The sequence below is a fragment of the Wolbachia endosymbiont (group A) of Icerya purchasi genome, from assembly GCF_947251635.1.
GTDB classification, from domain to species: domain Bacteria; phylum Pseudomonadota; class Alphaproteobacteria; order Rickettsiales; family Anaplasmataceae; genus Wolbachia; species Wolbachia pipientis.
Genome location: NZ_OX366357.1, coordinates 963,264 through 976,012, shown reverse-complemented (window position 1 = coordinate 976,012; position 12,749 = coordinate 963,264). Strand labels below are relative to the sequence as shown.

The 12,749-nt window shown below is 34.9% G+C and carries 7 protein-coding genes; 4 read left to right on the top strand and 3 right to left on the bottom strand.

Features of this window, described 5'->3' with window-relative positions:
- Nucleotides 1-44 precede the first annotated feature (44 nt).
- Nucleotides 45-1,967: a molecular chaperone DnaK gene (gene dnaK / locus OPR17_RS05140; protein WP_265021385.1), complete on the bottom strand. Its 1,923-nt coding sequence runs from the start codon at nucleotides 1,965-1,967 to the stop codon at nucleotides 45-47.
- Nucleotides 1,968-2,054: 87 nt separating this feature from the next.
- On the bottom strand, nucleotides 2,055-3,827 hold the full coding sequence (locus tag OPR17_RS05135) for an Rne/Rng family ribonuclease (RefSeq protein ID WP_265021384.1): 1,773 nt from the start codon (nucleotides 3,825-3,827) through the stop codon (nucleotides 2,055-2,057).
- 149 nt (nucleotides 3,828-3,976) lie between these two features.
- Between OPR17_RS05135 and rpmG the strand changes: the two genes are divergently transcribed.
- The 3 genes from rpmG to OPR17_RS05120 all read left to right on the top strand — a co-directional run bounded on the left by rpmG (nucleotide 3,977) and on the right by OPR17_RS05120 (nucleotide 5,615).
- The gene (rpmG, locus tag OPR17_RS05130) at nucleotides 3,977-4,177 is read left to right on the top strand and encodes a 50S ribosomal protein L33 (protein ID WP_015589280.1); all 201 of its coding nucleotides are present in this window, start codon (nucleotides 3,977-3,979) and stop codon (nucleotides 4,175-4,177) included.
- Between the two features lie 25 nt (nucleotides 4,178-4,202).
- Nucleotides 4,203-4,478, top strand: a complete 276-nt coding sequence (locus tag OPR17_RS05125; RefSeq protein WP_213863160.1) for a helix-turn-helix domain-containing protein — start codon at nucleotides 4,203-4,205, stop codon at nucleotides 4,476-4,478.
- A 234-nt stretch (nucleotides 4,479-4,712) separates the two neighbouring features.
- Nucleotides 4,713-5,615 carry a transposase gene (locus OPR17_RS05120; protein WP_265021314.1) on the top strand — a complete coding sequence of 301 codons (903 nt, stop codon included), beginning with the start codon at nucleotides 4,713-4,715 and terminating at the stop codon, nucleotides 5,613-5,615.
- A 1,221-nt stretch (nucleotides 5,616-6,836) separates the two neighbouring features.
- Here OPR17_RS05120 and OPR17_RS05115 read toward each other — a convergent pair.
- Nucleotides 6,837-9,908 (bottom strand): phosphoribosylformylglycinamidine synthase subunit PurL, encoded by a 3,072-nt coding sequence (locus OPR17_RS05115; protein WP_265021383.1) that lies wholly within the window; start codon nucleotides 9,906-9,908, stop codon nucleotides 6,837-6,839.
- A gap of 100 nt (nucleotides 9,909-10,008) precedes the next feature.
- Between OPR17_RS05115 and OPR17_RS05110 the strand changes: the two genes are divergently transcribed.
- Nucleotides 10,009-12,663 (top strand): PD-(D/E)XK nuclease family protein, encoded by a 2,655-nt coding sequence (locus OPR17_RS05110; protein WP_265021382.1) that lies wholly within the window; start codon nucleotides 10,009-10,011, stop codon nucleotides 12,661-12,663.
- Nucleotides 12,664-12,749 lie beyond the last annotated feature (86 nt).

Below are 12,749 nucleotides of genomic sequence, written 5' to 3'. Positions count from 1 at the left end.
TCATCTTGTCATCCCAGTATCAGCTACTTGGATGACAATCGCAATTACTTATTCTCTTCTTTATTATCTATGTCTTGATAATCAGAATCTACTACTTTTTCCTCTTTATCATTTGGATTTCCTTCTGATGAAAAGCCATTTTCAGCACTATTTTGTTGAGATGTTTGATACATAGCTTCTCCAAGTTTCATAGATAATTGAGAAAGATTAGTGACTTTCTGCTGTATTGAATCAGCGTCATCAATGTTATCAGATTTACTAACTTCTTTTAATTCGTTAACTGCATTTTCAATAGGAGATCTATCTTCTGGTGAAACTTTATCACCATACTCTGTCAGAGACTTTTCTGTAGAATGGACTAAGCTATCCGCTTGATTCTTCACTTCAATAAACTTTTTGCGCTTTTCATCTTCTTGTGCTTTTTCTTCAGCTTCTTTTACCATGCGATTTATTTCATCATCAGATAAACCACCTGAAGATTGAATGCGTATTTTTTGCTCTTTTCCAGTAGCTTTATCTTTTGCAGAAACGTGTGCTATTCCATTTGCATCTATATCAAATGTCACTTCAATTTGTGGCCTTCCGCGCGGAGCAGGAGGTATCCCTTCCAAAGTAAACTGACCGAGTAGCTTATTATCAACTGCCAGTTTTCTTTCACCCTGATGCACCTTAATTGTAACAGCTGTTTGGTTATCTTCTGCAGTTGAAAACACCTGAGATTTTTTAGTAGGAATTGTAGTATTACGCTCAATAAGTGGAGTGAATAATCCTCCTAGAGTTTCAATACCAAGAGAAAGTGGGGTCACATCAAGTAGTAACACATCTCTTACATCACCTTGAATGATCCCCGCCTGTATTGCAGCTCCAATTGCTACAACTTCATCAGGGTTAACTCCTCTATGTGGATCTTTGCTAAAGAATTCTTTAACTTTCTCTATGACTTTTGGCATACGAGTCATGCCACCAACAAGAACCACTTCGCCAATTTGACTAGCAGATAAACCAGCATCCTCAAGAGCTTTTTTACAAGGAGCCATAGTTCTTTCGATTAAATCATTCACTAAGCTTTCAAGTTTTGCTCTCGTTAATTTCATATTTAAGTGTTTTGGACCACTTGCATCAGCTGTAATAAACGGTAGATTTATTTCCGTTTCCATTGCACTTGATAATTCAATTTTCGCTTTTTCAGCAGCTTCTTTGATTCTTTGCATAGCCATTGGATCATTTTTCAAATCAATGCCATTACTTTTCTTGAATTTATCTAGTAAATAACTCATTACTCCATTATCAAAGTCTTCACCTCCAAGATGAGTGTCACCATTTGTAGCCTTTACTTCAAAAACCCCTTCACCTATTTCAAGTATTGAAACATCAAATGTACCACCACCAAGATCATACACCACTATTGTGTGTCCATGTTTTTTATCAAGACCATAAGCAAGCGCTGCGGCAGTCGGTTCATTTACTATTCTGAGTACATTTAATCCGGCGATTTTTCCTGCATCTTTTGTTGCTTGACGTTGAGAGTCGTTGAAGTATGCTGGCACTGTTATCACAGCATCTTTTACTTCCTCTCCAAGATAAGCTTCTGCTGCTTCTTTCATGTTTTGTAATATAAATGCACCAATTTGACTAGGAGAGTATTCTTTATTATCAGTGGTTTTAACCCATGCATCACCATTTTTTGCTGCAAACACTTTATACGGCACGTTTAGATTTTTCATTTCAGAATCACCGTATTGACGGCCTATTAATCTCTTAGTAGCAAAAAAGGTATTACTTGCATTGGTGGTTGCTTGCCTTTTTGCTGGAGCACCAATCAATTTTTCTCCTGACGAAGTGAATGCGACTATAGACGGAGTAGTTCTTGCTCCTTCTTTATTCTCTATTACCTTTGTGTCTTTGCCCTGCATTATTGCAACACAAGAATTTGTTGTTCCGAGATCTATACCTATTGCTCTTCCCATAATGAGTACCCCATTGTAAATATTATCTGATATAAGAATATATAAGTATAGGACTCATTAATTACAAGCCCAACTTAGGATTTCTAGTTAGTTATTAGAACTTAAAAGGCGCGAAAGCCACTTAGTCAACCAAAAATTGCCTCGTAGTTTATTTGAATTATCAGCTTCTTCATTGCTGCTATCCCCAATTTGGTATCCAGAGTTCTGCAATGGCTTATAATCGTTTAAATTAACATCATCTCCTTGTTTTAAAACAAATGTATTTACATCTAAACTGTTATCAATACTAACGTTCAATGTAATATTAAACTCTTTTTCGATTGTAGAAACTGTATTGCGTTTGTTATTAAAAATGTGCGCTATAACTGCACTGCGCGCTACTAAATCAAAAGAGTTATTTCGATTCTTATTAGCAATATGTTGTAAGTCCCTTAGTATCGATGCAACAATTACTTCGTTTGATTTTACTCTTCCAGTACCTTTGCAGTGTAAACACTCTGTAGTATTAATTTCTTGTATGTTTGGTTTAATTCTTTGTCTTGAAAATACCATTAAACCAAAGTCATTTATGTAGCTAAATTGAACCTTAGCTTTATCATCTTTAAACGCTTGCCTTATAGCAGACTCAACAGCTCTGCAATACTGATATTTCAACATATCAATAAAATCGACTACTATTAATCCTGATAGGCCTCTAAGATTCACCTGTCTTGATATTTCAGGTACTGCTTCCATGTTGGTTCTATAAGCTGTTTCTTCTATACTATCTTCTCCTGTCATCTTTCCTGAATTTACGTCTATTGAAACAAACGCCTCAGTTAAAGTGATTATCAAAGACCCACCAGATGGCAACTCTACTCTATTGCTATATAACTCAGAAATCTGATCTTCGATCCCGTAGTAAGTAAAGATCGGAACATAACCTCTATACAATCTATAGCGCAACTTACTACCTTTTAGTGCATTATTAGCATATTGCTTAACTGCTTCAAAAGCTTCCTTTCCAGACACTATAACTTCTATACCATCGCTACAAAAATCACGAACAGATCTCATAATTACATCTGCTTCGTTGTAAATTAATGATGGAGCATTTACAGAGAAGGCATTTTTTTGAATGCTCTGCCATAATGAGGATAAGTAATTGTAATCTTGCTCAATTTCTTTCTTACTTTTTCCTGAACCAACAGTTCTTACTATTAAACCTGATCTTTTTGGCAAGTTTATTAAATTTAGTATATCCTTTAACTGCTTTCTGACATTAGCATCTTCAATTCTGCGAGACACTCCACCTTTACTCATGGAATTTGGCATGAAAACACAGTATCTACCCACTAAAGTTATGTATGTTGTAAATGAAGCTCCTTTATTGCCTCGTTCCTCTTTAGTTAGCTGAACCAATACTTTTTGATTTACTGAAATAACATCTTGTAATTTGTATTTTTTATATAAAGGTACCTCTCTTACAAAACCACTACCTGATTCGTTGACATTCTTACTAGCTGCAGAATCTGAAGAGACATTTGCTATGGTATCGTTCCCTTTTTCTGTGTAATCGTCATTTGAGTAGCTCTCAAAGATAGTTTCCTTTTCTTTTTCTGGAATATTGAAGTAATCTAGAGATATCTCGGAAAAAGACAAAAAACCTTGCTTATTTTTTCCATATTCGATAAATACGGCTTGCAAAGAAGGCTCTATACGCTTTATATAAGCAACGTATATATTACCTCTTAATTGTTTTTTTTCCTTAAATTCTTGTTCAAATTCTACAACCTTATTATTAACTGACAAGGCAACTCTTACCTCATTAGAACAGGTGGAATTTTCTATCAATAATAACCTTTTACCATTATTTGCCACTTATTTACCGTTTGCTTTTCATTCTGAAGTTAACTTCATGCTACTTAATGCACTGTTGATTGTCAAGAATTTTACGATCTGCATTATTCGGTTGACTTTTAGTGTTTTGCGTAATAAACTCGCATAGAATTTATTATATCATTATAAGTATGGCGAAAAAAAATGCTTCTTTGCTCGTTAAGTTAGTTAGCACTGCAATCAAGACAACAAAAACTGGTGAAGAAAAATCAACAGGTTATTTTTATGTAAAAAAGCGTAATCCAAAAAAGCTCACCAAAAAACTGGAGTTTAGGAAGTATGACCCTGTAGTCAGAAGGCATGTGTTATTTAAAGAAGAAAAACTAAAGTAATTTTTTTATAAGGGATTTTATTATTATGCAAAATTTACAATTAAGTTATCCTATAATAGTAGAGTTGGGAGATGTAAAAGATACAAAACTGAAATTAATAAAGATCATTGCACAATTAATAAGTAAGAAGTACACAACACAGAAAAAAGCAGCAAACGCTCTAAAGATTGATCAACCTAAAGTATCTCAAATCAATAGGTCAAAAATCGAAGGGTTCTCCTTAGAATACTTGCTTAACTTATTGATTGTATTGGGCCAAGACATAAACGTAAGAATAAAGCATAATTCTAAACCTGCATAATATGGTATCCGTTCAGCGGAGTGGCAAAATAAGGTAGACAAGATAAATCAATCCCGGTGTCAAGCACTGGGATGACAAGGTATAAACCTTATCGTCATGCCCGTCATACCGCGATTCATTCGCGGTATCTCTAGATCCCGCTAACAAGTAGTGGGATGACGGTTAAGTAGGCCAGCACCCCATAAGTGTTGAAAGTAACACAAAAAAGACATAAAGAACTATTATTGCAAGAAAATGGAGGCAATAATGGATCAAATAGAAAGAGTACTAAATTTAATAAAAGATGAGGATTTAGAAAGGCTAGGAAAATTAAGTGAAGTAGATAAATGTAATACTAAATTGTTGGGCAAGATTATATTTAAAGGTCTAATGAAGTTAATATTAATGGGGCAAAAAACAAGCCTAAGAGCGCTAGAAATGGTAATAGACAGGTGTATAATGGATAAGAATAGCGATAAAAGTACAGTAACATACAGTGATTTGTCAAAAAGGTTAAAAGTTATAAATCCAGAATATTTTAAGGGAGTATATATTGATTTGATGAGCAAGATTAAAAAGCTATTACCCCAAAAAACATCAAATAACTTACATAAGTTTGATTCGACGATCATAAATTTATCGGGATATCTCATAAAAGATGGGCTAAAAATAGGCGGTAAAAGTAACGACAGTCAAGTTAAAGTGAGTGTAGGATTAAAGGATCAATTGCCGACAAGTATAAGATTTTGTAAAGGACAAGAAGAAAGTAGTGAAGATATGGCATTAGTGAGAGCAATTAATGAAGCTAAAGTTGAAAAAGAGGATATTTTATTATTTGATAGAGGAATCAGAAAAGTTGGAACTTTTGCCGAATTTGATGAAAAGGAGTACAAATTTATCACAAGAGTTAAAGTAGGAAGAAAACATGATGTTATAAGCAGGAACAAAGTTATAAGAGAACAAAAATCGGATGGATCAGAGATTTTAGAAGATATAATAGTTAATCTTTATCGTGCACGAGGTAAAGTGGCAGAAAAGCATGATCTACGGCTAATAAAAATCAGAAATAAAATTGGAGATGAAATATGGTTTTTGACAAACTTGTTTGAAATGCCAGCTTATGAAGTAACAGAGCTATATAGGCGCAGATGGATATAGAAGTGTTCTTTAAATTTATAAAGCAAAATCTTGGATATAAGCACTTTTTAAGCCATACTATGAATGGCATGAAGGTGTATATTTACATGATTATTATTACGGCTTTGTTATTTCTTGTTTATAAAATCAAAAATAATCTACATGGGTTCAAAATAGCATTACTGCAATTCACATTGGATCTAAATGACTCTTTTATACGTTCGATTGTTTTACTGTCGGGAGGTAATTTACATGCCGTTGATCATCTCATATCACGTTATTTTTGATACTTTCAACACTTATGCCCAGCACCCCTATGATGTCATCCCAGTGTCAAGCACATAGCTGTACGAACGTTGTAGTTTAGGAGCAATTCCCACCAGTGGGCCAGTGCCCAACACTGGTTCTATGCAACTTAATTAAAAACGTTTGTTTTAGCGTAAGACAACTACCTTTAGCTCATCAGCTCAGTTATAAGCAAAGTTTCTGGATTCCAGACTGGAATGACACCCCCATGATAGGCTCAAATCATAATGTTTGTACAGTTGTGGGTTTAGGCTACCTATAAATTCTAAACTGTTGTTACGCACCAAATACACCCCTAGGACCCAAAGTCAGTTTAGCTATATCAGAAAACAGGTTATGTGGAAATCTTAAAATACTTCTTGTTTGCCAAGCAAAATAAATACATTCCTACAAACAAACAGATGCTCAATACTGACGCATAAGAAAACTTAAAAATTAAGTCTCTAGTATATATTGATAGGCATGCAGAAAATTTGTATAGTAATCCAACACATACAACGGCACTATCAACCACTGATGCTATAATTAAAGTAATGAAATTTGCCATATGAAAATTCAACTTGGACTTCAATTTTTCAAAAATAATTATGCTTGAGAGAAGAGAGACTAAAATTGCAGTATATGAAATCAATATCATCAAACTAAAACTTTGCAATTTAAAAACACAACATAGCACTGTACACACTATTAAACTGTACGTAGCTTTACTTTTGCCATAAAATTCAACTATTGAATTTACAACTAAAGCAGCTCCCACAAATAAGGCAGCACATATCATCAATTTATTTGAAGTGTTGAGTAAAGAAAGACTGATAAACAGGAGTATCGATAAAATAGACATAATTACCTACCCAAAATTAATAACATACATTCATTCTAAATAAACATTACATATAGTAAAAGAGTTATTTAGCATAATAAGAAAAATATTTTATATTAGCATGCCACATCTTTCAGATCTACTTTTAAAACATCCTTTATGTTTAGCACCTTTTTCTCTGTTACTTTGCCAATACATGAATAAACTGCACCTTCAAACAATTCTTCAAACCTCTTCTGATTGTGTGGTGCAATAGTAACCAAAATTCTACTTTGCGATTCAGAAAACATTATTATCTTGTTTATTATGTCTGTATTTTGTATTTTTCCTATTGGCACTAGTGAAAGATCGATTTCAGCACCGAGATCTCCTGCAATTAGCGATTTTGCCAGAGCAATAACTAATCCGCCTAAGTTTGGTGCAATTGCAGAGGCAATTATGCCATCTTTTATTGCCTGGTTGTAACGCTCATACAACTTCCTAGCGCTCTTTGCATCAACTTTTGGTACGTTGTTATTACCTATTCCACTATATAACTGATATTCAGATCTACCAAGTTCATCAAGTGTTTCTCCAAGCACGTATATTAAGTCTCCTGGCATTTTTACATCAAGCGATACCGCATTTTCAATATCTTCTATAATTCCAATTGCTGAGATGAATAATGAAGGTGGTGCAGATATCATCACTTTCTCGCCATTTTCATCATATCCCTTAAAGTCGTTAAACATACTATCTTTTCCGGATATGAATGGTGTTTTAAATGCAGTTGCAAAGTCGTAACAAGCCTCTGTAGCTCTCTTTAGTTGCCACAACCTTTCTGGATTATAAGCATCACACCAACAAAAATTGTCGAGCAACGCTAGATGATTTATATTTCCTCCTGCAGCTACGTAGTTGCGTATGGCAGTGTCAATCGCACATGCTGCCATATGGTAAGTGTCAATTTCTCCATAACTTGAGCCAAACCCCTGTGATTTCACAACACCTTTATTTGAAGAAAGGATTGGCCTTGAAACAATAGCTTCGCTGCACACTCTTCCCTTGCCCTGCAATGGTTTTAGCACTGATGACCCTTGAACTTCATGATCATATTGCACCACTATGAACTCTTTGCTGCATATGTTTGGTCTGCTCAGCATTTCTTTTAGTTCGACTTCTTGGCTTGATGTCATGCAAGTAGCTGACACTGGAATCCACTCTCCAGTCCACGGCTTTGTCTGTAAATGCATTTTAGGATTACCATCATGCAGAAATTCAGTTCCGATATCCATTATTACTTTCCCTTTAGGACATTTAACAACAGCTTTACCACTTTCGTTAAACTCTCCAATCACACAAACCTCCACATCATGTTTTTTCATGATTTGCTTAAACATAGGGAGATTTTCTTCTGGCACTGCTAAGGTCATTCTCTCTTGTGATTCTGATATCCATATTTCCCACGGAGCCATACCATCGTTTTTAAGGAGAACCCTGCTCAAATCAACTTCAAATCCATCTTTTCCCATTTCACCAATAGACGATGATAGACCGCCTGCTCCGTTATCCGTTATTGCATTATAAAGACCAAGATCTCTTGCTTCCAAGGCGGCATTGGATAATTTTTTTTGTGTTATAGGGTCACCAATTTGCACAATTGTTGAAGGGCTGTTTCCCGACAAAGCCTCTGAGGAAAACGTTGCACCGTGAATTCCGTCCCTTCCAACTCTTCCACCAATAATTACGATTTTATCGCTGTTTTTAGGCCCTTTGATGTATGAAGGTACATTATTTATACTGCGCGGAATAATTCCGACACTGCCAACAAAGACTAACGGCTTTCCACAAAATCTATCATCAAAATATACCGATCCAAGTTGTGTTGGAATACCAGAGCAATTACCAGCAACATTAACACCGTGAATCACTTCTTTCATTATATATTTTGGCGGTAAGATCTCATCAGTGCGCTCTTTATCCCTATAAAATTTGCCTTTTGCTTCTTTGGCAAAGCAAAAGTAATAGGTATTCATTATAGGCTCTGCGCCTTTCCCGAAACCCACTATATCACGATTAACTCCAAGCACTCCGGTCATTGCTCCACCAAATGGATCAAGAGCTGAAGGGCTATTGTGAGTTTCAACTTTATCTACGATTAAGTAATCGTCATTAAAAATTATTCCTCCGGCATTGTCGGAGAAAACTGACACGCATATGTCAGAATTTATCTCACGCGTTGCACGCTTAATATAATGTGCGTATAGGCCATCTTTTATTTCATCAATGGGAGAGCAAAAGATATTGTGCTTACAATGTTCAGACCAAGTTTGTGCTAGGGACTCAAGTTCAATATCATATGGATTTCTATTAAGTTTTTTAAAGTAATCCTTTATAGCTTTCATTGCTGCCAGAGAGAGCCCTAAAGTGCCATTACCATCGATTCCATCTCTGCTGATTTTCTCAAGTTCTTGGTCACTTACATTTAAATCAACAGATTTAGCTCCATTACTACTTGATATCACTCCAGTGCTCTCTTCTGTCATCCCAGTGCTTGACACTGGAATCCATTCTTTTTTTTCCTGGTCACGCGCTGGAATGACACCGGAGTGGGTATTTAATGACTTATATTTACCATAATATTTCCAGCTATAGTTATTATTTTCTTTATAGATAAGTGTGCAATACTCAGTGATAGGGTTGAATTCTTGCTTTATATAATCTTCGGTTGGCATGCTTCCTTTACCCAAAATCAATTTTGAACTTCTTGCCTTAATCTCAATTGGTGTCATTCCAGCGCGTGACGCTGGAATCTGCGTTTTCTCTTTCTGGATCCCAGTGTCAAGCACTGGGATGACAAAAGAAGGGGCTGGGATGACAGACTGGTCGATATAGCCTTTGTTTATTAAATATTCTCTAACAATTTGTTTCGCTGTGTTGCCTACATTATCGGTCATGCCAGGTAAAAAGCTTATTTCCAAGCCCCACTTTGCTTGTGGTTCTATGAAGTCATATTGAATTTCTTCAAGGTTTTCGTTGTAGGAATAATAACGGCAGTCTTGTATGACTTTATTATAAAATAGCCCACAAATTTCTTCATATAATTTTGGTGGTAATTCTTTGTGTATATAAATCGAGTAAACGTTGACTAACCATCTGCAGCCAACTTGCTCACATTTATTTAAAACTTCTATTCTGATGTTTGTCATGTAATGTTATAAAAGATTTTAATATATAATAGCATATAAGCACGTTTATATTTTGAATAATTTCTATACAATAAAAGTATTGTATTAATTGTTACTGTTAGTGGGAAGAGTTTTTACCGTTAATGTGGATGAATCCCTTTTCGATGTGCTGGTTCAGCATATATTTTCTGAATATGAAAGAGAAAAAATCCCTGAAGTAAAGATCATACTTCCTTGCAAGAGGGATGTGATAGCGCTGCTGAGTGCATTCAAGAATTATAACGCTAAAAAATGCATAATTTTGCCAGAGATAGTTTCGCTAGAGAACATCGATGAGGAGGATTTAATATTAAATCTTGATAGAGTCAAAGTTATCAAGCCAACAAAAAGGACGCTGCTACTCATTCAATTCATATTGGAGTGGAATAGAAAAAATAATGATAATTTTCCAATTGATTTAGCTTATAGCCTGCCATCATTGCTTGATAAAATTCAGTATACCCAAATGGCAGAGTTTGATGAACATTCAAAAAAAATAGAAAGTTTCATAAATTTACTTATTGAAACATGGAGTGAAATTTTAAAAGATTTAGGAGTAGTGGATATATTAGAACATAAGAGTGATTACATAAACAATATGATAACCTCTTTACAAAAAGACCAACATATAATCTTTGTTGGAATTGGAAAGGATAAGTCGTTAATTAAGGCTATATATGATCTGCCATTTGGAAAAATAATTTTGCCTAACCTGAATTTGAAAATTAAAGAGAAAGACTGGAAATTGCTTGATAAAAAACACTATCAATATTGTCTGAAAGATCTGCTCGATTATTTAAAAGTGGATAGAAGGGATGTTAGCTGCTTGAACACTATAGAGAATGAAATAACTGACTATGTCTTTGATACAACTGCCGATCTAAGCAAAGTTAGTAGTGGACATGTTGGCAATATTGAAGTCATCACTTGTGATTCCAGAGAGGAAGAAGCACAAGTGACATCATTAATTATAGAAAATGAAGGTTATGAAAATGTTTCTTTGGTCGTCTTTGATAAATTACTTGCAACTCGTATAGCATGTTTATCAAGGCAACACAGTGCCATGCCGGAAAATTACCCTTATATAACGCTTCTGCTTTATAGTATCGAAGTTTTGACCTCAAATTGGAGCAGTGTGTCATTACTTTCGCTCCTTAAGCATAGGCTAGTGACTTTTGGTTACACTCAAGAAGAGTACACTCGGATTTTATCTGAATTTGAAATAGAGGTATTACGCAACTTTAGTACAAATGGCCTGAGCGATATTATAAATGCTATCAATGCCCATAAAAAGCTAAAATACAAAGAAGATATATTACTTATTATCAGTAAGTTAGAGGTTATATTTAATCCTTTACTTCGTTCTATAAATTGCTCTATTTTCGATGTGGTAGCAACTCATTTGCAGTGTATTAATATATTATCTGGTATAAATTTTTCAGAGCTAAATAGTGAAATAGGTAATTTTACCTGTAATTTCTCAAATGCATGTGAGGGTGTAGGAATTAAATGCTCCTTAGAGTTATATAGCCAAATTCTGACCTTATTTTTAGAGAAAGAGTTTTTCTCTGTAGCAAGTGACTTGAATAAATTCAGCTTATATCACAACAAAGTTGTAATACTTGCTGGATTTAATGAAGCGCCAAGCTTTCAAAGTCCGCTTTTGAATGCATTTACGAGAGAAAAATTTAATCTTCCTTCCGTGCAAGAAGAGCAGGGGTATTTTTTTTATACTTTACACAATTTGTTTTGTGCAAGTAAGGTTTATATTACAAGATCGCTAAGCCATAGAAAACCAATTCTATTGCAGCGTTTGGAAATTCTGCTCAAGGAGGGGAAGCAGCCGTATCGTGATTGGCTAAGGATATTAAATACGCCTGAATGTACTGTTCCATGTACTCAGCCTATGCCAAAACCTCAAACCGAAGTTAGAAAAGAAAAAATGCAGGTGATGTCTTGCAGTGCAATAGAAAAGCTAATTCGTAATCCTTATTCATTTTACGTTGAATATATACTGGGCCTTAAACAATTAAGAGACTTGAATTTTAAGCCATCGATATTGGAATTTGGCACTATGGTACACAACATTCTTGCAAGATATTCACGCAACAAAAAGTCGCTGATGAGCATTGCACGAGAAGCATTTTCGACTAGTCAGTTTAATTTTTCAAATATGTGGTGGGTAAGACTACAAAAGATAATTCAATCTTTTATCGAATTTGATGAGACTCGAAGCAACCATATTGAGCTAGAAAAGAGTTTTACCTGTCCGATATTTCATATTCCAGCGCGTGACACTGGTTCTTGTGATCAGTATGAAACTGCTTGGATGACAAATAGGCCACAAGAAATTTCACTGATAGCAAGATGTGATAGAGTTGAGTATCTACCAAGTGGGCAAGTAGTAATTATAGACTATAAACTTGGTTCACCACCTTCCAATGAAGAAGTGATGTCGGGATTTTTTCCGCAATTAATTTTACAAGCCTTAGCGGTAGAACATATAACAAAAAGAGAAGTCTCAGAACTTGCTTATTGGAAACTTGATTATGATAAAATAAAAGTTATTTCTATACAAAATTATAGATACAAAATGCAAGAATTAAAAAATGATCTGCCTGGTTTTTTATCTAATTATTTAAGTAATTCCACACCCTTTATTGCCTCTCCATATTTTGATAAATTCCTGAGATTTAACAGCTATAAACAGCTAGAAAGGGTAGGAGAGTGGTTGTAAATGGTGTCATGTAAGTAGCTGACACTGGTTCACTCTATAATGGTGTCATCCCAGTGCTCAGACTACTTGGATCCAGATTCACTTTA

What these genes read in the sequence shown, in the direction of transcription:
- dnaK (WP_265021385.1), bottom strand. Translation starts at nt 1,967, where the DNA reads ATGGGAAGAGCAATAGGTATAGATCTCGGAACAACAAATTCTTGTGTT.
- rpmG (WP_015589280.1), top strand. Translation starts at nt 3,977, where the DNA reads ATGGCGAAAAAAAATGCTTCTTTGCTCGTTAAGTTAGTTAGCACTGCA.
- OPR17_RS05125 (WP_213863160.1), top strand. Translation starts at nt 4,203, where the DNA reads ATGCAAAATTTACAATTAAGTTATCCTATAATAGTAGAGTTGGGAGAT.
- OPR17_RS05120 (WP_265021314.1), top strand. Translation starts at nt 4,713, where the DNA reads ATGGAGGCAATAATGGATCAAATAGAAAGAGTACTAAATTTAATAAAA.
- OPR17_RS05115 (WP_265021383.1), bottom strand. Translation starts at nt 9,908, where the DNA reads ATGACAAACATCAGAATAGAAGTTTTAAATAAATGTGAGCAAGTTGGC.